Annotated in this window: 22 protein-coding genes; 13 read left to right on the top strand and 9 right to left on the bottom strand. The window is 68.9% G+C overall.

Features of this window, described 5'->3' with window-relative positions; genetic code table 11:
- The 3 genes from AC3WON_RS11105 to AC3WON_RS11115 form a co-directional block, all read left to right on the top strand.
- On the top strand, window positions 1–407 hold a 407-nt coding region (locus AC3WON_RS11105), incomplete at its 5' end, for a hypothetical protein (RefSeq protein WP_492351831.1).
- Window positions 408–483: 76 nt separating this feature from the next.
- Window positions 484–2,079, top strand: coding sequence for an exonuclease domain-containing protein (locus tag AC3WON_RS11110; RefSeq protein ID WP_492321225.1), 1,596 nt, complete (start codon window positions 484–486; stop codon window positions 2,077–2,079).
- Between the two features lie 113 nt (window positions 2,080–2,192).
- Window positions 2,193–2,633: a hypothetical protein gene (locus tag AC3WON_RS11115; RefSeq protein WP_492351832.1), complete on the top strand. Its 441-nt coding sequence runs from the start codon at window positions 2,193–2,195 to the stop codon at window positions 2,631–2,633.
- 29 nt (window positions 2,634–2,662) lie between these two features.
- Here the strand turns inward: AC3WON_RS11115 and AC3WON_RS11120 are convergent, their stop codons facing one another.
- The 3 genes from AC3WON_RS11120 to AC3WON_RS11130 all read right to left on the bottom strand — a co-directional run bounded on the left by AC3WON_RS11120 (window position 2,663) and on the right by AC3WON_RS11130 (window position 5,476).
- Window positions 2,663–3,670: a Bug family tripartite tricarboxylate transporter substrate binding protein gene (locus AC3WON_RS11120; protein WP_492351833.1), complete on the bottom strand. Its 1,008-nt coding sequence runs from the start codon at window positions 3,668–3,670 to the stop codon at window positions 2,663–2,665.
- Between the two features lie 135 nt (window positions 3,671–3,805).
- Complete coding sequence (locus AC3WON_RS11125) at window positions 3,806–4,780, bottom strand: pyridoxamine 5'-phosphate oxidase family protein (RefSeq protein WP_492321228.1); 975 nt, start codon at window positions 4,778–4,780, stop codon at window positions 3,806–3,808.
- A 54-nt stretch (window positions 4,781–4,834) separates the two neighbouring features.
- A complete protein-coding gene (locus tag AC3WON_RS11130) occupies window positions 4,835–5,476 on the bottom strand; it encodes a glutathione S-transferase family protein (protein ID WP_492351834.1) in 642 nt (213 codons plus the stop codon).
- Between the two features lie 98 nt (window positions 5,477–5,574).
- Here AC3WON_RS11130 and AC3WON_RS11135 point away from each other — a divergent pair, with 98 nt between their 5' ends.
- The 4 genes from AC3WON_RS11135 to AC3WON_RS11150 all read left to right on the top strand — a co-directional run bounded on the left by AC3WON_RS11135 (window position 5,575) and on the right by AC3WON_RS11150 (window position 8,952).
- Window positions 5,575–6,477 carry a LysR family transcriptional regulator gene (locus AC3WON_RS11135; protein WP_492321230.1) on the top strand — a complete coding sequence of 301 codons (903 nt, stop codon included), beginning with the start codon at window positions 5,575–5,577 and terminating at the stop codon, window positions 6,475–6,477.
- A gap of 23 nt (window positions 6,478–6,500) precedes the next feature.
- A complete protein-coding gene (locus AC3WON_RS11140; protein WP_492321231.1) occupies window positions 6,501–7,235 on the top strand; it encodes a VIT1/CCC1 transporter family protein in 735 nt (244 codons plus the stop codon).
- Between the two features lie 157 nt (window positions 7,236–7,392).
- Entirely contained in the window at window positions 7,393–8,079 is a 687-nt protein-coding gene (locus tag AC3WON_RS11145; RefSeq protein WP_013952396.1) for a TetR/AcrR family transcriptional regulator, read from the top strand.
- 198 nt (window positions 8,080–8,277) lie between these two features.
- Window positions 8,278–8,952: a histidine phosphatase family protein gene (locus AC3WON_RS11150; RefSeq protein WP_492321232.1), complete on the top strand. Its 675-nt coding sequence runs from the start codon at window positions 8,278–8,280 to the stop codon at window positions 8,950–8,952.
- A 148-nt stretch (window positions 8,953–9,100) separates the two neighbouring features.
- On the opposite strand, the gene AC3WON_RS11155 is transcribed toward AC3WON_RS11150, so the two are convergent.
- The 3 genes from AC3WON_RS11155 to AC3WON_RS11165 form a co-directional block, all read right to left on the bottom strand.
- Window positions 9,101–10,276: an acetyl-CoA C-acetyltransferase gene (locus tag AC3WON_RS11155; RefSeq protein WP_492321233.1), complete on the bottom strand. Its 1,176-nt coding sequence runs from the start codon at window positions 10,274–10,276 to the stop codon at window positions 9,101–9,103.
- Between the two features lie 146 nt (window positions 10,277–10,422).
- Window positions 10,423–10,893: a PaaI family thioesterase gene (locus tag AC3WON_RS11160; RefSeq protein ID WP_492321234.1), complete on the bottom strand. Its 471-nt coding sequence runs from the start codon at window positions 10,891–10,893 to the stop codon at window positions 10,423–10,425.
- 4 nt (window positions 10,894–10,897) lie between these two features.
- A complete protein-coding gene (locus AC3WON_RS11165; RefSeq protein ID WP_492321235.1) occupies window positions 10,898–11,869 on the bottom strand; it encodes an NAD(P)H-dependent flavin oxidoreductase in 972 nt (323 codons plus the stop codon).
- A 216-nt stretch (window positions 11,870–12,085) separates the two neighbouring features.
- Between AC3WON_RS11165 and AC3WON_RS11170 the strand changes: the two genes are divergently transcribed.
- Both AC3WON_RS11170 and AC3WON_RS11175 read left to right on the top strand, forming a co-directional pair.
- Window positions 12,086–12,961: a crotonase/enoyl-CoA hydratase family protein gene (locus AC3WON_RS11170; protein WP_492321236.1), complete on the top strand. Its 876-nt coding sequence runs from the start codon at window positions 12,086–12,088 to the stop codon at window positions 12,959–12,961.
- Window positions 12,962–12,995: 34 nt separating this feature from the next.
- Entirely contained in the window at window positions 12,996–13,667 is a 672-nt protein-coding gene (locus tag AC3WON_RS11175; protein ID WP_492351835.1) for a nitroreductase, read from the top strand.
- A 39-nt stretch (window positions 13,668–13,706) separates the two neighbouring features.
- On the opposite strand, the gene AC3WON_RS11180 is transcribed toward AC3WON_RS11175, so the two are convergent.
- Together AC3WON_RS11180 and AC3WON_RS11185 are read right to left on the bottom strand one after the other, a co-directional pair.
- Window positions 13,707–16,469, bottom strand: coding sequence for a winged helix-turn-helix domain-containing protein (locus AC3WON_RS11180; RefSeq protein WP_492321238.1), 2,763 nt, complete (start codon window positions 16,467–16,469; stop codon window positions 13,707–13,709).
- Window positions 16,470–16,624: 155 nt separating this feature from the next.
- Window positions 16,625–18,172, bottom strand: a complete 1,548-nt coding sequence (locus AC3WON_RS11185; RefSeq protein ID WP_492321239.1) for an AMP-binding protein — start codon at window positions 18,170–18,172, stop codon at window positions 16,625–16,627.
- A gap of 254 nt (window positions 18,173–18,426) precedes the next feature.
- Between AC3WON_RS11185 and AC3WON_RS11190 the strand changes: the two genes are divergently transcribed.
- The 4 genes from AC3WON_RS11190 (at window position 18,427) to AC3WON_RS11205 (ending at window position 23,468) form a co-directional block, all read left to right on the top strand.
- Complete coding sequence (locus AC3WON_RS11190) at window positions 18,427–19,578, top strand: acyl-CoA dehydrogenase family protein (protein ID WP_492351836.1); 1,152 nt, start codon at window positions 18,427–18,429, stop codon at window positions 19,576–19,578.
- A gap of 45 nt (window positions 19,579–19,623) precedes the next feature.
- Window positions 19,624–20,859 carry an acyl-CoA dehydrogenase family protein gene (locus AC3WON_RS11195; protein ID WP_492321241.1) on the top strand — a complete coding sequence of 412 codons (1,236 nt, stop codon included), beginning with the start codon at window positions 19,624–19,626 and terminating at the stop codon, window positions 20,857–20,859.
- A gap of 563 nt (window positions 20,860–21,422) precedes the next feature.
- Window positions 21,423–22,559, top strand: coding sequence for an FAD-dependent monooxygenase (locus AC3WON_RS11200; protein WP_492321242.1), 1,137 nt, complete (start codon window positions 21,423–21,425; stop codon window positions 22,557–22,559).
- Between the two features lie 69 nt (window positions 22,560–22,628).
- The gene (locus AC3WON_RS11205; protein WP_492351837.1) at window positions 22,629–23,468 is read left to right on the top strand and encodes an IclR family transcriptional regulator; all 840 of its coding nucleotides are present in this window, start codon (window positions 22,629–22,631) and stop codon (window positions 23,466–23,468) included.
- On the opposite strand, the gene AC3WON_RS11210 is transcribed toward AC3WON_RS11205, so the two are convergent.
- The gene (locus tag AC3WON_RS11210) at window positions 23,455–24,471 is read right to left on the bottom strand and encodes a tripartite tricarboxylate transporter substrate binding protein (RefSeq protein WP_492351838.1); all 1,017 of its coding nucleotides are present in this window, start codon (window positions 24,469–24,471) and stop codon (window positions 23,455–23,457) included. The genes AC3WON_RS11205 and AC3WON_RS11210 overlap by 14 nt on opposite strands.

Here is a 24,471-nt window from a genome sequence, read left to right on the forward strand (position 1 = left end):
GTGTGGAAGCCTCGCGGCTCCCTCGCTCTTTCGAGCGGTCGCTCACTCTCAGAAAACTGACTGACCAGATCCGAAGACCCAGTCACGTTTTGCTGTGCGAGCACTGTATAACTTGTGAAGCAACACTGTCCGAAGACAGTGGCGTCCGCTACCCAGCGCCCACACTTATCGGTTGTTTGGTTGTTAAAGAACTTCGCCGCCGGCTTTGCCGTTCAGCGCCGCTGCGTTGTCTGCAGCAGAGAAATGAGATTATGCAGAGCTTTCCTCGTTTCGTCAACCGTTTCAGCATCTTTTTTTGCTGCGGCCAGCGCGCCAACTTCGCTGCGCCAACCATCCCGGTCGACCCCGCAACCCTTGCTGCGTCTGCTTTGCAGCGCTGCGTTGTGTTGCGAGGGGGCGAATATTAAGTGACCGCAGCGGGGTTGGCAAGGGGTTTTTGAAAACTTCTTCGTGCCACCATCAGCGCCCCCTTAGAATCGGCAGATGCCTGACATGCCTACCTACCTGCCGTCGCACCTGCCATCGGAAGGGGCGCGCCTGCTCGACGCCCAAGCTCTCGCCGCGGCGCTGTCGCGCCCTATTGTCTTTGTCGACCTGGAGACCACCGGCGCGGACGCCCAGCGCGACCGCATTACCGAGATCGGCGTGGTCGAAGTCGGCCCGGACGGCATCATTGAATGGGACACCCTGCTCGACCCCGGCATGTCGATCCCGCCGTTCATCCAGCGCATGACTGGCATTACCGAAGAGATGGTGCGCGGCCAGCCGAGCTTCGAGTCACTGGCGGAATCGCTTGCAGAACGCCTGCAAGGCCGCTTGTTCGTGGCGCACAACGCGCGCTTCGACTATGGCTTCCTGAAGAACGCCTTCCGGCGTGCCGGCGTGACCTTCCGGGCCGACGTGCTGTGCACGGTAAGACTGTCGCGCTCGCTGTTCCCGTCCGTGGAACGCCACGGCCTGGATGCGCTGATCGCGCGCTTCGGCCTGACGCCCAAGGGCCGCCACCGCGCGCTGGCCGATGCCGAGCTGCTGTGGCAGTTCTGGCAGAAGATCCATGCCACGTATTCCGTCGACCTGGTGGAATCAGCCGTGCGCACGCTGGTGCGGCGGGCCAGCCTGCCGGCCGGCCTGGACGAAACCGCGCTGGAAGACGTGCCGGCGGCGCCCGGTGTCTATATCTTCTACGGCGACCAGGACGTGCCACTCTATGTCGGCAAGAGCGTGCACCTGCGCCAACGGATCGGCGCCCACTTCTCCGGCGACTACCGGTACGGCAAGGACATGCGGCTGGCCCGGCTGGTACGCCGTGTGGAATGGCGCGAGACCGGCGGCGAGACCGGCGCGCTGCTGCTGGAAGCCCGGCTGGTCAAGGCGATGCAGCCGGTGCACAACCAGCTGCTGCGCTGCAATGCCCGGCTCTATGCCTGGGAACTGCCGCAGCAGTTGCCGGTGCCACGCCTGCGCTCGGATCGAGATACGGATTTCTGCCGGCATCGAGACCTGTTCGGCGTGTTCGGCAGCCGCGGCGCGGCCGAGGCTCGCTTGCGCGCACTGGCGCAGGAACACGGCCTGTGCCTGGCAACGCTGTCGCTGGAGAAAACCACCCGCCGTGGCAGCCCCTGCTTTGCGCGCCAGGTCCATCGCTGCGCCGGTGCCTGCGTCGGCGCCGAGCCGTCGGGCGCGCACCGCGCCCGGCTGGCCGCCGCGCTGGCGCCGATCGCGCTGATACCCTGGCCCTTCGATGGCCCGGCCGCCTGGCGCGAGCAGCACGACGGACGCACCTGGTGGCATGTCGCCGACGACTGGTGCTACCTGGGCTGCGCAGCCACACTGGAAGAAGCGCAGGCGCTGGCGGCAGCACCAGCGCATTTCGACCTCGATACATACCAGATCCTCGCGCCGCGGCTGGCGCAATGGATGCCGCAGGCGGTGCCGCTGTCCGTGCACAGGCCGTTCACGCTGACCGCCCCCGAGGCCCCCGCCGAGGCGCCACGCCCGGCACGCATCCCGGGCGGGCAGACCGCCCGCAAGGCGCCGCCGGCTGCCGCACAGCACCCCTTGGGCCTGTTCTCCGACTGAAGCCGGCCACGCTCTGTGCGTCATCGCGCAGAGCACGCTTGCAGCGAGGCACGCGGCTCCGCTAGCCTGCACAGGCCGGCCCTTGCAGCCGGCTGCGCCGATGCGGAGCCTACATGCCAGCCAACCCAATCCTTCCGGCCGAAACGGCCCGCGGCGCCGTCAGCGTGCGTGCAAGCCTGGCCGTCTTGTGGGCGGCTGCCATCACCGGTGCCTGCGCCGGCCTGGAGGCCAGCGCCATGCAGGACGTCTTCGATTCCTGGAAAAACGTCCCCGTCGATGAGGCGAAGCGCCAGTGGGGTCCGCCGCAAGCGGTGCAGGCCCTGCCCTCCGGCACGGCCTATGTCTGGAACGATTCGGTTGCGCCCGCGCGCGCCCCGGGCAGCGGCCCGCGCGATGCCGGCATGGAGCGCACGCCGGTGCCGGGCCAATGCCAGCGCAAGCTGGTGACCGGCCAGGACGGCATCGTCATCGGCGGCGAATGGCGCGGCGATGCCTGCTGCATCACCGCGCTCGTCGGCCACTGCGCCAGCCTGAAATATCGGGGCCGCAGCTGAGCCACGGCACCCGCGGGTACCAGCCCGGCTCAGTCGATACTTGCGCCCGACGCCTTCACTGCCTGCCCCCAGCGCTTCTGCTCGGCCGTGATCGTGGCGGCAAATGCCTCCGGCGACTGCCACGCGGGCTCGGCACCCTGCTGCTCGAGCTTCGCCTTGGTGTCGGGGTCGGCCAGCACCGTGCGCAAGGCACCGGACAGGCGTGAGACCACGTCCCTGGGCGTGCCCGCCGGCGCCAGCATGCCGTAGAAGCCAACCACCTCGAAGCCCTTCAGCCCGGCTTCCTGCATCGTCGGCACATCCGGCAGCGCGGGAGAGCGCTGCGGCGAGGTCACCGCCAGCGCACGCACCTTGCCCGCCTTGATGTACTGCGTGAACAGCGGGATCGAGTCGGCCATCATCTGCGCCTGGCCGCCCATCACGTCGGTCAGCGCCGGCGAGCTGCCCTTGTACGGGATATGGACGATGAACGTGCCCGAAGCCTGCTTGAACATTTCCGGCATCAGGTGCGAGATGCCGCCATTGCCGCCCGAGGCAAAGTTCAGCTTGCCCGGGTTGGCCTTGGCATAGCTGATGAACGCCTTCAGGTCGCGCGCCGGCACGTTGTTGTTGACCACCATCACCAGCGGGATCAGCGCCGTGCGTGCCACCGGCGCGAAGTCCTTCGGCATGCTGTAGGGCAGCTTGCGATAGAGCGAGTTGTTGATGGCCATCTGCCCGGTGTTGGCCAGCAGCAGCGTGTAGCCGTCGGGCGCGGACTTGGCGACGTTGTCCGAGCCGATATTGCCGGCGGCGCCGGCCTTGTAGTCGATCACGATGGTCTGGCCCAGGATCGGCTGCAGCTTTTCGGCCAGCAGGCGCGCGTGCGTGTCGACCGGGCCGCCGGGCGGGAATGCCACCACCAGCCGGATCGGCTTTTCCGGCCAGGCCGCCTGCGCGGCCCCCGCCGCCAGCGCCAGCGGCGCGGCGGCCAGGGCCAGCAGTGCGTGTTTCAGGATGTCCCGGCGGGCTTGCGGCTTGTTCTTCGTCTTGTCCACGGTTGATTTCTCCTTGATACAGGGCTGCCCGCCAGCGCCCTGGTTCCGGGTGCTACGGACAATCGCCAGCCGCCATTGTGACTCTTTTGTGACTTTTTGATGTCATTTTTATGACAATCTCCCGGACTACCGGACTCAACGCACCGGCCACGCGCCCGTGTCCGCCAGCACCGGCGAGTATTCGCGAAAACCGAAACGCAGCGGCAATACCGCCGCACGCCGCACCACGCGCTCGACATGCAGCCGCACCAGCCGTTCGGCGCCGGCGTATGACGCCAGTTCATCGCCCTCCCAGATCACCTCGGCGCGCCCGCCCACATGCAGCAGCGAGCCATCGACGAAATCCGGCACCACGATCCCGGCTCGCGGATTGGCCAGCAGGTTGCCGACCGTATTGAAGAAGTTGTTGCCGTTGAAGTCCGGGAATGTCAGCGTGCCGGCCTCGTCGACGCGGATAAAGCCAGGCTTGCCGCCGCGGTGCGAGACATCGGCGCCGCCGGTGTGCTCGCCCTCGTCCTGCGGCGATGCGGTGTGGCTGGTGGCGATGAACAGGGTATCGGCACCGCGCAGCCAGGCCACCGCCTGCTCGTCCAGCGCGTCGCCGTGCCAGGCGGGCGGCGCGGGCGCCGGCTCGGCCAGGCTCACGTCGCGCAACTGGATATAGCGCGGGCAGTTGCCAAAGCTCTGCTCGACCTCGACCGTCATCCCGCCCTCGTCGCGCGCCACGATGACCCCGTTCATGCGGTTGCGCCGGCGCGTAGGCAGCTCGATCCCGAGCAGGCCGATGCGCGCGCCCTGCGCCAGCGCCGGGGCCGCCGGGTCGCCGGGCAGCGGCACGGCGTCGATACGCAGGTGGGTGGCGTCAGGCGTATGCGCAAACCCCGGCGTCCCGGCCAGCATCGTGGCCCAGGGCTGCCCGTCGGCATCGACGGCGCCAACCAGCAGGAACGGCAGCTGCGCAAAGAACGTGCGGTGCTGCTCCGGCATCTCGCCACGGATCACCCGCGGGCCGGACGCGGCCATGCGTTCGCGCTTGCCGGCGCGCTCCTGGGCGGCCAGTTCGCCGGCGTGGAATGGCAGGCCGGCGTGCGGCCATGTGGGCAGATCCATGACTAGCTCCTTTTCCTTGTCGGATCGATTGGCGATACGCGGGTCCGGCAGGCGCTACGCCGCCAGGCCGACCTTCGACACCAGCATCGGCACGAAGCCGGGCAAGGCTTCGATGCGGCGCAGCCAGGCGTTCAGCGCGGGGTACGGCACCAGCGGCACGTTGCCTTCCTCGGCGCGGGCGATATAGCTGTAGGCGGCAACGTCGGCGATGGTGGCATGGTCGGCCGCCAGGAACGGCTGCCCGGCGAGCAGGGTTTCCATCAGCGTGAACAGCCGCTGCGCGCGGGCGACGGCATCGTCCATCGCCACCGGCCTGCCGAACAGCACGCCCAGGCGCGCCGCCGCCGGCCCGAAGGCAATGTCGCCGGCGGCCACCGACAGCCAGCGCTGCACGCGCGCCGCGCCCACCGGGTCGCGCGGCAGCCAGCGGCCGTGGTCATAGCGCGTGGCCAGGTAGACCAGGATGGCGTTGGAATCGCCGACGATCACGCCGTCGTCATCCAGCACCGGCACCTGGCCGAACGGGTTCAGGCGCAGGAAGGCCTCGCTGCGCTGCTCGCCGCCGCGCAGGTCGACGTCCACCAGCCGGCAGGGCAAGCCCAGCAGCCCCAGGAACAGTTCTGCGCGATGGGCGTGGCCGGACACCGGCGAGCGGTACAGCACCAGCGGCTTGGCGGGGCGATTGGTTTCTTGCATGGCACTCTCCTCAACGGTTGGGATAGCCGGATTCTGGGCGCCGAAGCCGTTGCAATAAATAGGGCAATTGATATTTGACTACTCCAAAGAATGGAGTAATGTGTGGCGCCATGGACAAGCTACGCGCGATGCAGACCTTTGTGCGGATCGTCGACGAGGGCAGCCTGACGGCAGCCGCGACGACGCTGCATACCTCGTTGCCGGCGGTGGTGCGCACGCTGGCGGCACTGGAATCCGAGTTACAGGTCCGGCTGCTCAACCGCACCACGCGGCGGCTGTCGCTGACCGGCGAGGGGCGCAGCTACCTGGACAGCTGCCGGCGCATCCTGGCCACCATCGACGAGGTCGAGGCCGGCCTGACCGCCAGCCATGTCGAACCCAGCGGCCAGCTCACGCTGACCGCCTCGGTGCTGTTCGGCCAGATGTATGTGGCGCCGGCGGTCACGCGTTTCGTGCAGCGCTATCCGCGCGTGCGCTGCCGCATGGAGTTCACCGACCGCGTGGTGAACCTGCTTGAAGAAGACCTGGACGTGGGCGTGCGCATCGGCCCGCTGGCTGATTCCACGCTGGTGGCGCAGACCGTCGGCAGCATCCGCCGCGTGGTGGTGGCCACGCCCGCCTACCTGCGCAAGCACGGCGTGCCACGCCATCCCGAGGAACTTGCCAGCGCCAACTGCGTGCGCTTCACCGGCAACCACGCGCACTGGTGGACCTTCCAGGAAGCCGGCCGGGAGTTCCACGTGCAGGTCAGCGGCAACCTGGAATTCAACCAGACCGCGCCCGCCGTGGCTGCCTGTGCCGAAGGCGCGGGCTTCGGCCACTTCCTGTCCTACCAGGTCGCGCAACTGGTCGAAGCACGCAAACTGCGCATCGTGCTGCAGGATTTCGAGCAGCCGGCATGGCCGCTGTCGCTGATCTATCCCCATGCACGGCTGTTGCCGGCACGCACGCGCGCCTTTATCGAATGGATGCGGGATGACCTGGGCCCGCGCTTCAACTGACAACGTTCCATCGCCAAAAGACCATGCCCCTGTCGAGCGCCCCCACTCCAACCGGCTTCGGCTCCCGCGTGCGGCGCCTGATCCATCGACCGAGCGGCAACGCCTTGCGCGCAGCCGTGCTGGGCGTCAACGACGGGCTGGTGTCCAGCTTCTGCCTGGTGATGGGCCTGGAGGGCGCGGCGGCCTCGCGCGAGGCCGTCATCCTGGCCGGGCTGGCGGGCCTGGCGGCCGGCGCTTGCTCGATGGCGCTGGGCGAATGGCTGTCGGTGACCAACAGCCGCGAGATGAACAACAAGCGCCTGCGCGACATGGCGCACGAGCTCGCGCATGATGCCACCCGGGCCCGGCAGCGGCTGGTCACGGTGATCGAGGGCAAGGGCGTGCTGCCGGCCGATGCCGAGCGCGCCGCCGACGAGATCATGCGCAACCCGCGCGCGGCCCTGGACACCTTTGCGCGCGAAGTGCTGGGCATCAACCCGCAGGAGCGCGGCGGCAACCCGGTGCAGGCAGCGGTGATTTCCTTCGTGCTGTACAGCAGCGGTGCGCTGGTGCCGTTGCTGCCATTCCTCGTGACCGCAGGGCCATCGGCGCAACTCGGCAGCATCGTCGCGTGCCTGGCCGGCCTTGGCCTGGTGGGCTGGGGCACCTCGTCGTTCAATGGCCGCCCGGGATGGTTCTCGGCGCTGCGGCAGGTGCTGATCGGGGGCATGGCGGCAGCCTTCACCTACGGACTGGGCACCGTGTTCGGCTCGCTCTGACCCGCGCCGAGGCAAGCGGCGCATGCGCGCCGCAACGCCACCTCCGGCGCAGCCCACCCACCCGTCACGCCGGGCTGCCACCCGACAAAATCCTTGACGCGTCGTGGCACGCACCGGTATTTTCAAAATCGAATCCGAATTCGAATACGGAGTGCCCATGTCAGCGACCCAATCCGGCTTCACCGCCAACGCCTCCTTTCCCCGTATCGATACGCCCTCGATCCTGCAGCCGCCGCGCCAGCGCCGTGCGCGCGAGACCGAACAAGCCTTGCTGGGCGCGGGCCGGGAACTGCTTGCCTCGCGTGACTTTGCCGCGGTTTCCGTGGCGCAGATCGCCGCGGCGTGCCAGGTGTCGGTGGGTGCCTTCTATGGGCGCTTCCGCGACAAGATGGCCTATTTCGAGGCCTTGCGCGCGCTGGTGATGGAAGAAACCGCAGCGTCGACCGAGCGCTACCTGGCGCAGGAGCGCTGGGAGGACGTGCCGACACCGGTGCTGCTGGAAAAGGCCGCGCGCTTCATGGTGCTCGGCACCCTGGCCAACCGCGGCGTGATCCGCGCGTCGCTGCGGCATGCGTCCACGCGGCCCGAGGAATGGGTGCCCCACCGCCAGAGCGGCGAAGCCATCGTGGAGCGCATGGTGCAGTTGCTGGTGCCGCGGCTGGCGATGCCTGCCGAGACCGCCGAGCTGCGCGTGCGCTTTGCCATGCAGGCGGTGTTCAGTGTGCTGGTCAATGCCGTGCTCAACGATTCCGGCCCGCTGCACCTCGACGACGAACAGATGATCCCGGAACTCAACCGCCTGATGGCCGGCTATCTCGGCATCACCTGCGCAGAGCCGGCCTGAGCACACGACCGGCCCGCGCCAGCCGCGGTAATGCAGCCAGGCCATGGCTGCCATGAATTGCGCAGCGCTTGCTTGGCTGGCGCGCCGGACCTCCCTAGAATGTGCCCACGCCGGGTTCCGTGCCCGGCGCCCCCGGCCTGCCGCGAAACGGCGCGCCGGGCGCAGCCCTATCCGCCTCAACGTTCACCGGGACCGCTCATGGCCACGCTTTTCCTCGTCCGGCACGGACAAGCCTCGTTTGGCGCCGCCAACTACGACTGCCTGTCGCCGACCGGCCGCCAGCAGGCGCGCTGGCTGGGCGAGTATTTCCAGGAGCGCGGCGTCAGCTTCAGCCGCGTGGTAGCCGGCACGCTGGTGCGCCAGCAGGACACCGCCAGCGAGATCCTGGCCGGCATGGGTCAGCCGCAGGCGGCGATCGTCTCGCACCCGGGCCTGAACGAATACGACGGCGAGGCGCTGTACCGTTGCCACACCGGCGGCGCCGACCACCGCGCACACCAGAACGGCGACTACAACGATTACTGGCGCACCTTCCGCGCCGCCTACGCGGCATGGACCCAGGACGGGCTGGCCGAGATGCCCGAGAGCTGGGCCGATTTCGGCGCCCGCATTAACGGCGCCCTCGCGCACGCAAGCGAAGGCACGACGCGCGAGGATGCCATCCTGGTGGTGAGCTCCGGTGGCGCCATCGGCCGCGCCACGGCCGACCTGCTTGGCGCACCGGCCCAGGCCGCCATCGAGATGAACCTGCAGTTCCGCAACACGGCGTTCTGCGAGATCATCGTCGGCCGCGGCGTGCAGCGGCTGCTGAGCTTCAACAACGTGCCGCACCTGGAACGCGCCGACCGGCGCAGCGCAGTGACGTTCGCCTGACGCGCGACACACCGTAAACAAAAAAAGCCGCGAATATCGCGGCCTTTTTTCCGGCTGCCCGCGCCGCCGGTCCTTCTCCCTTTACCACTCCTTGCTGCTGCAATTCATGCGCTGCGTGCCTGTGCGGCGCGCAGCGAGTCTCACAGCTTTACAGGCGCTCGACAATGGTCACGTTGGCCAGCCCGCCGCCTTCGCACATCGTCTGCAGGCCGTAGCGCTTGCCGTGCGTATGCAGCGCATGCACCAGCGTGGTCATCAGCTTGGCGCCCGAGCCGCCCAGCGGATGGCCCAGCGCGATCGCGCCGCCATGCACGTTCAGGCGCGCCGGATCGGCGCCGGTGGCCTTCAGCCAGGCCAGCGGCACCGGGGCGAAGGCTTCGTTGACTTCGAACAGGTCGATATCGCCGATGCGCAGGCCCGCCTTCTTCAGCGCGACCTCCGTGGCCGGCAGCGGCGCTTCCAGCATCACCACCGGATCATGCCCGATCACCGTCATGGTGTGCACGCGCGCCAGCGGCTTGACGCCGAGCTTCTTCAGTCCGGCCTCGTTGACCACCATCAGGCCGGCGGCGCCATCGCAGATCTGGCTGGCTGAGGCAGCCGTCACGCGGCCGCCTTCGGCGATCAGCTTGACGCTGCCGATGCTTTCCAGCGTGGCGTCATAGCGGATGCCTTCGTCAGTGGTGTGCATTTCACCATTGGCACCGTCGGCCGTGCGCACTTCCACCGGCAGGATTTCGGCAGTGAAGCGGCCCGCCTTGGTGGCGGCGATGGCGCGCTGGTGGCTCTGCAGGGCGTAGGCATCCAGCTGCTCGCGCGACAGGTCATACTTGCGCGCGATCATCTCGGCGCCGGTGAACTGGCTGAACTGCACGCCGGGGTAGCGCGCCTCGACACCGGGGCTCTTGGGCACGCCGAAACCGTTCTTGGCCGGCAGCTGCGACGACAGGCCCATCGGCACGCGCGTCATGCTTTCCACGCCGGCAGCGATGACGATGTCCATCGCGCCCGACATCACTGCCTGCGCGGCAAAGTGCAGTGCCTGCTGCGACGAACCGCACTGGCGGTCCACCGAGGTGCCGGGCACGCTTTCAGGCAGGCGCGAGGCCAGGATGGCATTGCGCGCCACGTTGCCGGCCTGCTCGCCGACCTGGCTCACGCAGCCCATGATGACGTCTTCGACCAGCGCCGGGTCGGCACCGGTGCGTTCCACCAGCGCGTCCAGCACCTGTGCGGCCAGGTCGGCCGGATGCCAGCCCGACAGCTTGCCGCCCTTGCGGCCGCCGGCGGTACGGACCGCCGCAACGATATATGCCTCTGCCATGTGATCTCCTTGGTTCGGTGCAGGCTGCCGGGGCAGCCATGGTGTTGTCCGGAGTGCCGGCATCTGGCGCCGGCAGTGTCGCTTTGCATTGTTGCGCTGCGGGCAGTGGCAAGCGTCGTCGGAAGCGACGAAGTTTGCCGCAGGCCTCAGGTGCGCGGCGCCAGCACCGCAAAGATCGCGGTCGCGCGCAGCAGGCAGCGCTCGCCGCTGACCAGCCGGCAGGTGCCGTAGCGCAGGCGCGAGCCGAGCTTGTCGAACTCCACGCGGGCCTCGACCCAGTCGCCCAGGCGCGCGGAATCCAGGTAGTCCAGGCTCAGGTTGACGGTCACCGCGCTTTTGGAGCGCCCGGTTTCCAGCGACATCATCATGCCGATGGCGGTATCGGCCAGCGTCGCCAGCATGCCGCCGTGCGGGATGCCCAGGTTGTTCAGGTGGCTCTCGTCAATGCGCACCGCCAGCGTGCGGCGCCCGGCATGCAGGTAGAGCTGGCCAAAGCCCGCCATGTAGCCGCTCATGCGGCGCACCGGGACGAAGCCCTCCGGCACGTCCCCGCCGGCAGCTTCGCCCGGCGCGGCGATGGCCCGGGTCATCGCCGCCTCGATTTCAGCCTCGGCCATGGCGTCAGGCAAAGAAGCGCGAGGCCACGCTGAGGTGCTCGCGGCAATCGGCCACCATGCGCGTGATCAGCTCCTCGCAGCTGGGCACGTCGTCGATCAGGCCCACGCACTGGCCGGCGCTGATGATGCCGCCGTCGGTCTCGCCCGCCTTGAGCGCCGCCTTGCCGCGCACGCCGGCGACCAGGTGCTTGACGTCCTCGAACTGCGCGCCGCCCGGGCGGCGCTCAATGCTCACCACCTCGTCCGACACGGCGTTCTTGAGCACGCGCGCGGTGTTGTGCAGCGTGCGGAAGATCAGGTTGGTGTCGCGCTCGCTGGCCTGCACCAGCGCCTGCTTGACGTTGTCGTGGATCGGCGCCTCGCGCGTGGCGCAGAAGCGCGTACCCATGTTGACGCCCTCGGCGCCCAGCACCAGCGCCGCCGCCATGCCGCGCCCGTCGGCGATGCCGCCGGAGGCGATCACCGGGATCGACAGCTTGCGCACCGCCTGCGGGATCAGCACCATGCCGGGCACGTCGTCCTCGCCGGGGTGGCCGGCGCACTCGAAGCCGTCGATCGACACCGCGTCCACGCCCAGGCGCTCGGCCGACAGCGCATGGCGCACCGCCACGCACTTGTGGATCACCTTGATGCCGGCGGCCTTGGCGCGCGCGATATGTTCCTTGGGGTTGTTGCCGGCGGTTTCCAGCACCTTGACGCCGCTCTCGATGATGACGTCGAGGTAGCGCGCGTACGGCGGCGGGTTGATCGACGGCAGCAGGGTCAGGTTCACGCCGAACGGCTTGTCGGTCATCTCGCGGCAGCGGCGGATCTCTTCGGCCAGGTCCTCGGGCGTGGCTTGCGTCAGCGCCGTGAGGATGCCCAGCCCGCCGGCGTTGGAAACGGCCGAGGCCATCTCGGCGTAGCCAACCCATTGCATGCCACCCTGGATGATCGGGTAGCGGATGCCAAGCAGTTCGGTAATTCGTGTCTTCATGGTTGTCCCTTTGCTGTCTGCGCCGGCAGGCGCGCGGTAGTGCCGGCCCTGCCGCTTGATCGGGATCAGTCTACGGCCAGGTGCCAATTCCGAGCCTCGTCGGAAGCGACGATTGCGGGCGGCGCATTCTGCACTAGTGTTGACCGAGCCCCGTGCCGGCGCCCCGCCCCGGCACCCTTCCTCCCTTGTTTGCAGCAATCCCGGCAGGAGCCCCCCATGACGCAAGCCACGCCTTCGTTCCAAACCCTGCGCTACGCCGTTGCAGACGGTGTCGCCACCATCACCCTGCACCGCCCGGACCAGCTCAATGCGTTCACCGCGCAGATGATGCATGAGCTGATCGCCGCGTTCGACGCCACCGATGCCGACGACAACGTGCGCGCCGTGATCGTCACGGGCTCGGGCCGGGCCTTCTGCGCCGGCGCCGACCTGTCCGGCGGCAGTTCCACCTTCGACTTCGAGAAGCGCTATGGCGCCAGCCCCGACAGCGCGCACCGCGACGGCGGCGGGCGCGTCTCGCTGCGCATCTTCCGCAGCCTCAAGCCGGTGATCGCCGCGGTCAACGGCGCCGCGGTCGGCGTGGGCGTGACCATGCAGCTGCCGATGGATATCCGGCTGGCATCGACCGACGCCAAGTTCGGCTTTGTCTTTGCGCGCCGGGGCATCACGCCCGAAGCGGCGTCGTCGTGGTTCCTGTCGCGCGTGGTCGGCATCTCGACCGCGCTGGAATGGTGCTATACCGGCCGCGTGTTCTCGGCCCAGGAAGCGCATGAGCGCGGCCTGGTGCGCTCGCTGCACGCGCCCGAAGACCTGCTGCCTGCCGCCCAGGCCATTGCCCGCGAGATCGCCGCCAATGCCGCGCCGGTTTCGGTAGCGATCTCGCGCCAGCTGATCTGGCGCATGGCCGGCGCCAGCCACCCGATGGAAGCGCACAAGCTCGACAGCCGCGCGATCCAGTCGCGCGGGCGCTCCGCCGACGTGAAGGAAGGCGTCAGCGCCTTCCTGGAGAAACGTCCCGCCGCCTTCCCGGAAACCGTGTCGCACGACATGCCGGACTTCTTCGACTGGACCAGCGAGCCGCCCTTCATCTGAAGCGCGCCCGTCGATCAACTTTTCCGGAATACGCATGAAAGTCAGCCAAGCCGTCGCCAGCCGCAAGTCCGTCCGCGGCTTCCTGCCCCGGGCCGTTGCGCCCGACACCATCCGCCGCGTGCTCGACGCCGCCGCGCGCGCGCCCTCCGGGGGCAACCTGCAGCCCTGGCATATCCATGTCGTCGGCGGCGAAGCCCTGGAGGGGCTGCGCGCCATCATGCGCGAGCGCATCGCCCAGGCGCCCGCGGGTGAAGAGCGCGAGTACGACATCTACCCGCGCGAGCTGGTCTCGCCCTACCGCGACCGCCGCTTCCAGGTGGGCGAGGCGCTCTACCACTACCTCGGCATCCCGCGCGAGGACAAGGCGCGGCGGCTGGCGCAGTTTGCCAACAACTTCACCTTCTTCGGCGCGCCGCTGGCACTGTTCTGCACCGTGGACCACCGCATGGGCCCGCCGCAATGGTCTGACCTGGGCATGTACCTGCAGACCGTGATGCTGCTGCTGCGTGAAGAAGGCCTGGACAGCTGCGCGCAGGAATGCTGGGCGATGTACCCGCAGACCATTGGCAAGTTCCTGTCGCTGCCTGCCGAACGGATGCTGTTCACCGGCATGGCAATCGGCTACGAGGATCCCGAGGCGCCCGCCAACCAGCTGCATGCCGTGCGCGCGCCGCTGGAGGAATTCACGGAGTTCATGGGCATCTGAGCCGCAACCGCGCGCGCGGGCTGGCCTGCGCGCGCGGCCTCAGAGCAGCCCGAGCTGGCGTGCGATGGCCACCGCCTGGGTGCGGTTGCTGGCGTGCAGCTTGGCGCTGATATTGCGCAGGTGCGTGCGCACCGTGGTTTCGGACACGAACAGGCGCTCGGCCATGGCCACGTTGGAATAGCCCTCGGCCAGCAGGTGCAGCACCTTCTGCTCCTTGGGCGTCAGCGGCTCCACCAGCGCGGCCGGCGCCGGCCGGCCGGCACCGGCGGCCTGCTCGCCCCCGGCCTGGCCGCAGGCCTGCAGCAGCTTTTCCACATAGGGAGCAGGCAGGCTGGCCGACTGGCGCGAGCAGGCATCGGCCACCAGCCTGCGCACATCGTCGCCCTCGTCGGTAAAGATGCGGACAAAGCCTTCGGCAGCGCCGAAACGCAGCGCCTCGCCCATCACCACCAGCGCGTGCGCGCCGTCGCCGGTGCGCTGGCACGCCTGCGCCAGCAGGATGCGCAGCTTGAGCGCGCGGCGCATCAGCTGGTTGCCGGCGGCAGCCGCCAGCTCGCGCTCGATGGCCTCGCGCACCGGCGTGCCCGGGCGCGCATACAGGTCCAGCCGCAGCCGGCCAAGGGTGATGTCCTCGACATCGCTGGCAAAGGAGCTGACCCCGGGCCGCGTGCGCCACAGCGCCGGATCGGCGGCGCGTTCGATCGCCTCCTGCGCCGCGTGGACATTGCCCTGGCGCAGTGCCAGCCGTGCGCGCTCCAGCATTGCCGCCATCACCAGCCGCGTCAGCCCGCGGTGGTGCCCCAGCGCTTCCAGTTGCGCCAGCCATTCATGCGCCTGGTCGGCTTCGCCGCGCTCGAAGGCAATGCGGGCCAGCACCGTGTGCCCGGTGATGATCTGGTCCGGCAGCCCGAGGTCGCGCGACAGCGGCAGGTAGACGTTGAGCAATCGGCTGGCGCGCTCGGAATCGCCGCTCTCGTACAGGCCTTCGGCCAGCAGGATGCCGGCCATGGCATTGCCGTTGGTGGGCCCGAAGCGGTTCGGCAGCATCGTGCTGGCGGCGATGCGGAACCGTGCCAGGGCCTGCTGCAGCCGCCCCTGGCGCAGGTCGATCAGCCCTTCGACCGATTCCGAGAAAATCTTGTTGAAATTGCTGTCCGAGCCGCGCACCGCGTGCCGCGCCACCTGCAGCAGCCGGCGTGCCTCCGGGTAGTCGCCGGCGACTGCAGCCAGGCGCGCCATCGACGTGCCCAGGATCGCATCGGGGAAGGCATAGCCCATCGGCAACGGCGGCAGCTCATTGCGGGCGAAGGCGCGCGCATCGTCGAAGCGGTCCATCATGTTCAGCAGCATGTGGCGCAGCGCGCGGATATGCGCCAGCAGGTCGCCGGCCGCGCCCTCGGTGGGGATCTGCTGCAGCAGGGCGATGGCTTCGGCCGGGCCGCGCGTGAACGACACCGCCCACACGCGCGCGATCTGCAGCTTGGGCCAGCGCGCCAGTTCTTCCGCCGGCACCGCCTCCAGCCAGCGCGTCAGCAGGCGCATGCGGCCCTGCGCCAGCAGGTCGTCCGCGGCGCCGTCCAGCAACGGCAGCGCGCGCGCCAGCGCACCGGCCGCGAAGGCATGCTCGATGGCGGGCACCGGGCGCCCCTGCGACTCATACCAGCGCGATGCCGACAGGTGCAGCTGCGGCACGGCGTCAGGCATGGCCTGCGCCAGCTGGCCGCGCAGGAAGCCGGAAAAGAGGCTGTGATAGCGGTACCACTGCTCCGATGCCGCACCGGAGCCACGCTCGCCATAGCGTTCGCTCTCCAGCGGCAGCAGGAACAGGTTGGCGCGCTCCAGCCAGGCCAGGATCTCGTCGCTGCTGCCAGCTGTCGCGGGCTCGCACACGGCGTCGCACAGCGGCCCGCACAACTGGTCCAGGATCGAGGTGCGCAGCAGGAAGTCGCGCACCGCCTCGGGCAGGTGCAGGAATACGTCTTCGACCAGGTAGTCGGCAATCGCCGCGTTGGAGCCGGAGAAGCCGGCGATAAAACCCTCTGGCTGGCTGCGCCGCTCCAGCGCGACCGACGCCAGCCACAAGGCAGTGGCCCAGCCCTCGGTACGCCGGTGCAGCGCGCTGATGGCCGCCTGCTCCAGCTTCAGCCCGCGCGCATGGCGCAGGAAGGATGCGGTTTCGCTGGCGGAAAAACGCAGCTGCGCGGGTTCGATCTCAAGCAGCTCGCCGCGCGCGCGCAGGCGGCCCAGGCCGGATTCCGGCACCCAGCGCGTGCCGATTACCACGCGGCAGCCGGGCGGCAGGCTTTCCACCAGTTGCCAGACCAGTCCGGTCACGGCGGCGTTCTGGATCGCTTCGAAATCATCGAGGAACAGCGTGAAGGCGCCGTTATGGCTGGCCAGGCGGTCGATCAGCGCGAGCGCCTGCTCGCCGGGATCCTGTGCCAGCGTCGCGTGCGCGGACCGGCCGGGGCCGCCGCCGCCCAGGCCCTGCGCGATGGCAGCTTCGACCGACCCCAGAAAGCGCGAGGCATCATTGTCCGACCGATCCAGCGTCAGCCAGGCGGTGCGCCCGCCCGCGGCCTCGAGGCGCGCGCGACACTGGAGCATGGCCGTGGTCTTGCCGAAGCCCGCCGGTGCACGCACCAGCACAAGCTTGACGAAACCGGCCGCGCACACGGCCTCGCAGATCGCCGCGCGCTCGACCTGGAACGGGGTCAGCAGCGGCGGACGCAGTTTGGCCGCCAGCGATGCGGCGCCGGCGGGCGGCGGCGCGCGCCGTCCGGTCTCCTCGATACTTGCCATTGGCTGTTGTCGTCTCCCGCACATCGCTGCCGTTGCAGGCCGCGCGATGCGCCCGCCCGCGCTGCGGATGCAGCCGGGCGGCCGTGGCTGTGATGTAACGGAGGATTATGACGTAAACCGCCGCACTCGCGAAAATGCGGGCGGCGGCAAGTGGCCTACACCAGCTTGCTGGCGTGGCCGGCCCAGTAGCGGTCGCGCAGCAGCCGCTTGAGCAGCTTGCCGGTCGGCAGGCGCGGCAGCTCCGACGCGAAGTCGACCGAGCGCGGGCACTTGATGGCCGACAGGTTGGCGCGGCAGAACGCGATCAGTTCCGCGGCCAGCTCGGGACCGGCCTGGCCCATGTCGGCCGGCTGCACCACGGCCTTGACCTCTTCGCCGAAGTCCTCGTTGGGCACGCCGATCACGGCCACGTCCATCACCTTGGGATGCGTCATCAGCAGGTTCTCGGCCTCCTGCGGGTAGATGTTGACGCCGCCCGAGATGATCATGTTGGCCTTGCGGTCGGTCAGGTACAGGTAGCCGTCCGCATCCACGTAGCCGACATCGCCGATGGTGCTCCAGTCAGGCTGCTGCGGGTGGCGCGACTCCGCGGTCTTGGCCTCGTCGTTGTGGTACGAAAAGTCGCGGCCTTCGGCAAAGTAGATCGTGCCCGATTCGCCCGGCGGCAGCAGCGCGCCGTCCGGCCCGCAGATGCGCAGCTTGCCGACCATGGCCCGGCCCACCGTGCCCTTGCGCTCCAGCCACTCCGGCGTGCTGACCACGGTCACGCCGTTGCCCTCCGTCCCGGCGTAGTACTCCCAGATCACCGGCCCCCACCACGCGATCATGGCTTCCTTGACCTGCACCGGGCACGGCGCGGCCGCGTGGATCGCCACGCGCAGCGACGACACGTCATAGGCCTGGCGTTGCGCCTCGGGCAGCTTGAGCATGCGCGAGAACATCGTCGGCACCAGCTGCGTATGCGTGATGCGGTGCTGCTGCACCAGCTGCAGGTAGTGCTCGGCATCGAAATGCTCCATCACCACCGCAGTCCCGCCCAGCGCCTGCACGGTCATGTTGTAGCGCAGCGGCGCCGCGTGGTACAGCGGCGCGGGCGACAGGTAGCGCGTCTCGGCATCGAAGCCATAGAGCCGCTGGCACAGGCTGGTCAGGGTCGTGGGATCGTCGATATTCGGGCTCGACGGCGGCGCATACACCCCCTTGGGCCGGCCCGTGGTGCCGGACGAATACAGCATGTCGCCGCCGGTCACTTCGTCATCGATGCGCGTTGCCGGGCAGCGCGCCAGCGCGGTCTCGTACGCGTCATAGGCCGGCACGGTGCCGTCCAGCATCAACCTGCCGCGCAAGGCCGGCGTCTGCCCGACCAGGGCAGCCGCAACCTCGGCCTGCGCGTGCGTGGTGACCAGCAGCCTGGCGCCGCTGTCATTGATGATGTGGGCGGCATCGGCCACGTTCAGCCGCGTGCTCAGGCAGACATAGACAATGCCGCTGCGCTGCGCGCCCCAGCACAGTTCGAACAGGCGCGGATGATTCTCGACCATGAACACCACGCGGTCACCGGGCTGCAGTCCCTGGCTGCGGAACAGGTGGGCGACCTGGTTCGAGCGTTCGTCCAGTTCACGGTAGGTGACGACTGCGCCGCTGCCACCCATGATGACGGCTGGCTTTTCGGGTGTGCGCTGCGCGTGGATGTGCGGATGCATGGCGTTGGACTCCTCGAGGGTGTCGGTGTGTTGGCGGATGCCGGTACCGCATTCTCGGAACCCCAGCCGGTTCAACCATCGTCGGAAGCGACGAAGCGGCACCGCCGCCGTTTTGCCGCAGTGCCGCAAAACAGGGCCGCGGGCGCGCCGGGACAGCTTCGTCCGATGCGACGATGCGCCACTAGGCGGCCTGGCAGGATGATGCCCGCCAGACTACCGCAATCACGCCTCACCCCCATTCCGAAGGAGCCAAGGTGGATTTCCAGTTCAGCGAAGAACAGTCGATGCTGCGCGACACGCTCGCGCGTTACCTGGCCGACCACTATGATTTCGAAGCCCGCCGCGCTGCCGTGCAGTCCGCCGCGGGCTGGCGCCCGGACTGCTGGCGCGCATTCGCCCGCGAGCTCGGCATTCTCGGCGCGGCCTACCCCGAGACGCTCGGTGGCCTGGGCGGCGGCGCGGCCGAGCACATGATCGTGATGGAACAACTGGGCCGCCACCTGGCGCTGGAGCCCTACCTGGGCACCGTGGTGCTGGGCGGCGGCGCGCTGATGCACGGCAGCCCCGAGCTGGCCGCGCAGTGGGTGCCGGCCATCATCGGCGGCGAAGCCACCGCCGCCTGGGCCCACGCCGAACCCGCCAGCCGCTATTGCCGCCACGACGTGCAGGCCAGCGCCACGCGCCAGGGCAACGGCTACAAGCTGAGCGGGCACAAGCACGCCGTGGTTGGCGCGCCGTTCGCCACCCACCTGGTGGTCAGCGCCCGCACCTCCGGCGCGCGCCGCGACCGGGATGGCATCAGCCTGTTCTGGATTGCACGCGACACGCCGGGCGTAACGCTGCGCGAGTACCCGACCTTCGACGGCCTGCGTGCCGCCGAGGTGCTGCTCGACAACGTGCAGGTGCCGGCCAGCCAGCGCATCGGCGCCGAAGGCAAAGCCTTTGCCCTGATCGAACAGCTGTGCGACGAAGCCATGGTCGCGCTCTGTGCCGAAGCCAATGGCGCGATGGCGCGCATGCTGGCCGACACCATCGACTATGCGCGCCAGCGCAAGCAGTTCGGCGTGCCGATCGGCACCTTCCAGGTGCTGCAGCACCGCATGGCCGACATGTACATGCAGCTGGAGCAATCCGTGGCGCTGACCCAGGTGGCGGCGATGCAGGCGGCCGGCGCGCCGCAGGCACGCGCCCAGGCGGCGTGCGCGGCCAAGATCCAGGCCGGCCAGGCCGGTGCCTTTGTCGGCCAGGCGGCGGTGCAGATCCACGGCGGCATGGGCGTCACCGAAGAGCTGGCCGTGGGCCACTACTTCAAGCGCGTCACCGCGATCGACCTGCAGCTGGGCTCGGCCGAGCACCACCTGCGCCGCTACGCCGACCTGCTCTACCCCGCCCAGGCCGCGGCCTGAAGCCGGTATCCCCGAACCCAGACGAATACCCAGCGAGGCCCGTCGATGAATCTCGATTTCTCCCCGCAAGACCAGCAGTTCCGTGAAGACGTGCGCGCCTGGATCGCCCAGGCCTATGACGCCGACCTGCGCGCGATGATGACGCAGTCCAAGAACGGCTACCTCGACAAGGCCGCGCAGCTGCGCTGGCAGAAGGCGCTGCACGCGCGCGGCTGGGCCGCGCCGAACTGGCCGAAAGAATACGGCGGCCCGGGCTGGAGCTCGACCGAGCGCTTTATCTTCCAGTCGGAACTGGCCGCCGCCGGCTGCCCGCCAGTGTCGCCGATGGGCCTGAAGATGGTGGCGCCGGTGATCATGAAGTACGGCACGCCCGAACAGAAGCAGCGCTTCCTGCCGCCGATCCTGAGCTCGGACGTGTGGTGGTGCCAGGGCTATTCCGAACCCAACTCCGGCTCCGACCTGGCCTCGCTGCAGATGCGCGCCGACCACGGCACCGACAGCGACGGCGAGCACTACATCCTGAACGGCTCCAAGATCTGGACCACGCATGCGCAGTGGGCCGACTGGATGTTCTGCCTGGTGCGCACCAGCCGCGAATCGAAGCGCCAGGAAGGGATTTCGTTCCTGCTGCTCGACATGCATACCCCCGGCATCACGGTGTCGGCACTGCCGACGCTGGACGGCCCCATGACCGGCCAGCAGGAAGTGAACCAGGTCTTCTTCGAGAACGTGCGCGTGCCGGCAGCCAACCGCATCGGGGAGGAAGGCAAGGGCTGGACCTACGCCAAGTACCTGCTGGAGTTCGAGCGCGGCGGTACGTATAGCCCGATGCTGCGCAAGCAACTGTCGAAGATCGCGGAGATTGCGGCAGAGCAGCCTGCCGACGACGGTGGCCGCCTGCTGGACGATCCCGCCTTCCGCCGCAAGCTGGCGGCGCTGCACCTGCGTGCTGCCGCGCTGGAAGCGGTTGAGTTACGGGTGTTCTCAGGCGTGGAATCCGGAACCTCGATCGGGGCTGCGTCGAGCATGCTGAAGCTCACGGGCACCGAGGCCCTGCAGGCGGCCAGCGAACTTGCCGTGGAAGCTGCAGGCCCGGCGGCATTGCCGTTCGTGCAGGACACCTGGGCTCATTTGCAGGGACGCGAGGCCGCGCCGCGTGTCGGGCCTGAATATGCTGCCGTGCTCGCGCCGCGCTATTTCAACTATCGCAAGGCGTCGATTTACGGAGGGTCCAACGAGATCCAGCGCAATATCATTGCCAAGCTCGTGCTGGGGCTTTGAGCGTTCGTGTACCAGTGATGGTTTCAAGAGCAGCCGCCGTGTGCGGCTGCTTTTTTTGGGCCGGCGATATCGCATCAACGCCTTCGGCTGCGCTCCGCGCAAGCGCCCAATGACCGTCAGCGCATTTTGAGCCTGCGTAGCAGCCGTAGGCGTCCCCGCGATACGGCTGGCAGCAGGCGGCCTACGCCCTGGGGATCGTTCAATAGTGGGTTAACGCAGGCACTGTCCCTAACTCACATGGCGTAGCAGGGTCGAACGGCCAACCACGCGGAACGGAAACCACCACCGCGCGAACCACCAACACCGTGGAATTTATTGCCAGCCGCATAGGCGACGCGTTTTTTGGTTACTTTTTGTCGCTCGGACAAAAAGTGACTCGCCGGATACGCCGGCGAAACAGCCACGCTGCCAGAAGCCACAAACCGACCGCATTGCCCCCAGCTCACCAAAGGACTGAAAACCACTCCCTAGGGGTTCACCCTTAATTGACTGGTTACCTCTACGCTCATATATTTTTATGAACATATAGTTCATTTTTGAACACAACCAAGCAGATAGACCAAATGCCCCTCAAGATCGGAATCAACGGCGCCGGCATCGGCGGCCTCGCCGCAGCCATCGCACTGCGCAAGCTCGGCCTGGACGCAATCGTCTACGAACAAGCCCCCCGCTTCGCCCGCGTAGGCGCCGACATCAACCTGACCCCCAACGCCGTACGCGCGCTCGACGGGCTAGGCATCGGCGACGCCCTGCGCGAAACCGCCGCACGCCCCAGCCACCGCATCAGCCGCACGTGGGACACCGGCGAAGAAACTTCCCGCCTGCCGATGCAGGAAGACGCCGAGCGCCGCTACGGCGCTCCGCAGCTGACCATGCACCGCGCCGACCTGATGACCGCACTGGAAGCCGCCGTGCCGGCCGAATGCGTGCGCCTTGGCCACAAGGCCGTGGCCATCGAGCCGCATGCCGATGGCGCCACGCTGCGCTTCGCCAACGGTGCGCAGGAGCGCGTCGACGTGCTGGTCGGCGCCGACGGCATCCACTCGACCGTGCGCACCGCCCTGTTCGGCCAGGAAAGCCCGATCTTCACCGGCGTGGTGGCCTACCGCGCGGTCGTTCCCGCCGAGCGCCTCGCCGGCGTGCCTAACCTGGGCGCCTTCACCAAATGGTGGGGCCCCGACGCCGCCACGCAGATCGTCACCTTCCCGCTCAACCGCGGCCGCGACATCTTTATCTTCGCCACCGTCGCACAGGAAGCCTGGCGCCATGAGTCCTGGACCACGCCGGGCCGCGTGCAAGACCTGCGCAGCGCCTATGCCAGCTTCCACCCCGAGGCGCGCGCACTGCTCGATGCCTGCGACGAGGTGCTGATCTCCGCGCTGTACGTGCGCGACCCGCTGCCGGCATGGTGCGCCGGCCCGGTCACGCTGATGGGCGACGCCTGCCACCCGATGATGCCGTTCATGGCGCAGGGCGCCGGCATGGCGATTGAAGACGGCGTGGTGCTGGCGCGCTGCCTTGCCGATGCCGCACCCGGCGGTGCCGCAGGCGTGCCCGCCGCACTGGCACGCTACCAGGCCGCGCGCCTCGAACGCACCAGCCGCATCCAGATCGGCTCGCGCAGCAATGCCTGGCTGAAGGAAGGCGGCAATGCCGACTGGGTGTACGATTACGACGCCTGGAACGTCGCGCTCGGCTGAAGCCGCGCCGATCGTTTCCGCCAGCACGGCCGCCTGCGCGGCCGTTTTCCGTTGACTGCAGACACCACCATGCCCAAGTCCCGCCCACAACCTGACCTTGCCGACGATGGCGATACTGAAGACGCCCGCGAAGCCCAGCTGGTCTCGCCGGTGATCCGCGGCCTGCGCCTGCTGCGCTTCATCGCCGAGGGCGGCGCCACCGCCAACCTGAGCGAAGTGGGCCGGCGCATCGACGTGAACCGCGTCACCGTGATGCGGCTGCTGGATACTCTGGAGCATGAGGGCATGGTGGAACGCCTGCCGCAAGGCGGGCACCAGGTCGGCTTCAACTTCCTGAAGCTGGCCTCGCGCGTGCTGGCCAGCAATGACCTGACCAGCTTTGCCGCACGCGTGCTGGCCCGGCTGAGCGCGTCGCTGCAGCTGTCGGCCTACCTGGCCGTGCGCGATGGCGGCGATGCACTCTACCTGCTGCGGCAGATGCCCGCGACCTCGCTGGTCAGCAATATCCAGGTGGGCAGCCGCGTGGCCGCACACCTGACCACGCCGGGGCGGATGCTGATTGCCGAGCTGCCGCCGGAGACGCTGCGCGAGCTGCTGGGACCCGATCCCCTGCCGACGGTCACCGGCCAGAGCCCCGCCACGCACGCGCGGCTGGCCGATATCCTTGCCGCCGACCGCGAACGCGGCTGCGCCTGGAGCTTTTCCGCCTATGAGCCGGGCATCGATTCCTGCGCGGCACCGGTGCGCGGCACCGACGGCGACGTGATCGCCGCCATCAGCGTGGCGGGACCGCAGCAGCGCTTTGACGCCGATGGCGCGCTGCGCGAGCGCGTGGCGAAGGAAGTCGGGCAGGCCGCGCGCGACCTGTCGGGCCTGATGGGATACCGCTCCGCCGCTACTCCGCGGTAATCCCGTACGCCTTGATCAGCTTCGCCCACGCCGCGGTTTCGTCGCGGATGCGCGCCTCGAGCGCCTGCGGCGTGCTGCCCACCGGCTCCATGCCCTGGCGCTGCAGCTCGGCGCGCACCGCGGGCGTGGCCAGCAGCGCGCGCACGTCGGCGCTGAGCGCATCGGCCGCCGGCTGCGGCGTGGCCCTGGGCACCAGCAGCGCATACCAGGAACTGACGTCGATGCCGGGCACGCCCTGCTCGGCCAGCGACGGCACGTTCGGCGCGGCCGGCGAGCGCCTGGGCTGCGTCACCGCCAGCGCGCGCAGCGCGCCGGACTGGATGAACGGCGCCAGCGCCGGCCACGTGCCGAACAGCATCGGCACCTGCCCGCCCACCACGTCGTTGAGCGCCTGCGTGGTGCCTTTGTAGGGCACGTGCAGCAGCGTGATGCCGGCCTTGTTGCGGAACAGCTCGCCGGCCAGGTGCAGGCCGCTGCCGACGCCCGGGCTGGCGTAGCCCAGCGGCTTGCCGGACTTCTCTGCCTGCTGTGCCAGCCTGACCAGGTCCTGCACGGAATTCGCCTTCACTGACGGATGCACCGCCAGCACGTTGGGCGACCCCGCCAGCAGCGACACCGGCCGGAAATCACGCTCGACGTTGTAGCTCAGCGCCGGCATCAGCGTCGGGTTGATGGTCAGGTTGCCGGCCGGGGCCACCAGCAGCGTGCAGCCGTCGCCCGGTGCCCGCCGCACCGTGTCGATGCCGATATTGCCGTTGGCGCCAGGCTTGTTATCGACCACGAACGGCGTGCCGCGCCGCTGCTGCAGCCCGTGCGCCAGCGTGCGCGCGAGCTGGTCTGCCGGCCCGCCGGCCGGGAACGGCACCACGATGCGCACATTGGCGCAGCCGGCGGCTTGCGCCGCCTGCCACGGCACGCACGCCGCCAGCGCAGCGGCCAGCGCCGTGCCGGCCAGCCATTGCCGCCGGCGCGGCGGCCTGTTGTATGTCTTGCGTTGCTGCAT

It is taken from the genome of Cupriavidus sp. FW305-46 (assembly GCF_058787075.1).

Bases quoted from the DNA above. Each gene is read 5' to 3' on its own strand.
- AC3WON_RS11110 (WP_492321225.1), top strand. From the start codon at position 484: ATGCCTGACATGCCTACCTACCTGCCGTCGCACCTGCCATCGGAAGGG.
- AC3WON_RS11175 (WP_492351835.1), top strand. From the start codon at position 12,996: ATGAAAGTCAGCCAAGCCGTCGCCAGCCGCAAGTCCGTCCGCGGCTTC.
- AC3WON_RS11170 (WP_492321236.1), top strand. From the start codon at position 12,086: ATGACGCAAGCCACGCCTTCGTTCCAAACCCTGCGCTACGCCGTTGCA.
- AC3WON_RS11115 (WP_492351832.1), top strand. From the start codon at position 2,193: ATGCCAGCCAACCCAATCCTTCCGGCCGAAACGGCCCGCGGCGCCGTC.
- AC3WON_RS11130 (WP_492351834.1), bottom strand. From the start codon at position 5,476: ATGCAAGAAACCAATCGCCCCGCCAAGCCGCTGGTGCTGTACCGCTCG.
- AC3WON_RS11150 (WP_492321232.1), top strand. From the start codon at position 8,278: ATGGCCACGCTTTTCCTCGTCCGGCACGGACAAGCCTCGTTTGGCGCC.
- AC3WON_RS11180 (WP_492321238.1), bottom strand. From the start codon at position 16,469: ATGGCAAGTATCGAGGAGACCGGACGGCGCGCGCCGCCGCCCGCCGGC.
- AC3WON_RS11125 (WP_492321228.1), bottom strand. From the start codon at position 4,780: ATGGATCTGCCCACATGGCCGCACGCCGGCCTGCCATTCCACGCCGGC.
- AC3WON_RS11140 (WP_492321231.1), top strand. From the start codon at position 6,501: ATGCCCCTGTCGAGCGCCCCCACTCCAACCGGCTTCGGCTCCCGCGTG.
- AC3WON_RS11185 (WP_492321239.1), bottom strand. From the start codon at position 18,172: ATGCATCCGCACATCCACGCGCAGCGCACACCCGAAAAGCCAGCCGTC.
- AC3WON_RS11195 (WP_492321241.1), top strand. From the start codon at position 19,624: ATGAATCTCGATTTCTCCCCGCAAGACCAGCAGTTCCGTGAAGACGTG.
- AC3WON_RS11210 (WP_492351838.1), bottom strand. From the start codon at position 24,471: ATGCAGCAACGCAAGACATACAACAGGCCGCCGCGCCGGCGGCAATGG.
- AC3WON_RS11205 (WP_492351837.1), top strand. From the start codon at position 22,629: ATGCCCAAGTCCCGCCCACAACCTGACCTTGCCGACGATGGCGATACT.
- AC3WON_RS11160 (WP_492321234.1), bottom strand. From the start codon at position 10,893: ATGGCCGAGGCTGAAATCGAGGCGGCGATGACCCGGGCCATCGCCGCG.
- AC3WON_RS11200 (WP_492321242.1), top strand. From the start codon at position 21,423: ATGCCCCTCAAGATCGGAATCAACGGCGCCGGCATCGGCGGCCTCGCC.
- AC3WON_RS11155 (WP_492321233.1), bottom strand. From the start codon at position 10,276: ATGGCAGAGGCATATATCGTTGCGGCGGTCCGTACCGCCGGCGGCCGC.
- AC3WON_RS11135 (WP_492321230.1), top strand. From the start codon at position 5,575: ATGTGTGGCGCCATGGACAAGCTACGCGCGATGCAGACCTTTGTGCGG.
- AC3WON_RS11145 (WP_013952396.1), top strand. From the start codon at position 7,393: ATGTCAGCGACCCAATCCGGCTTCACCGCCAACGCCTCCTTTCCCCGT.
- AC3WON_RS11165 (WP_492321235.1), bottom strand. From the start codon at position 11,869: ATGAAGACACGAATTACCGAACTGCTTGGCATCCGCTACCCGATCATC.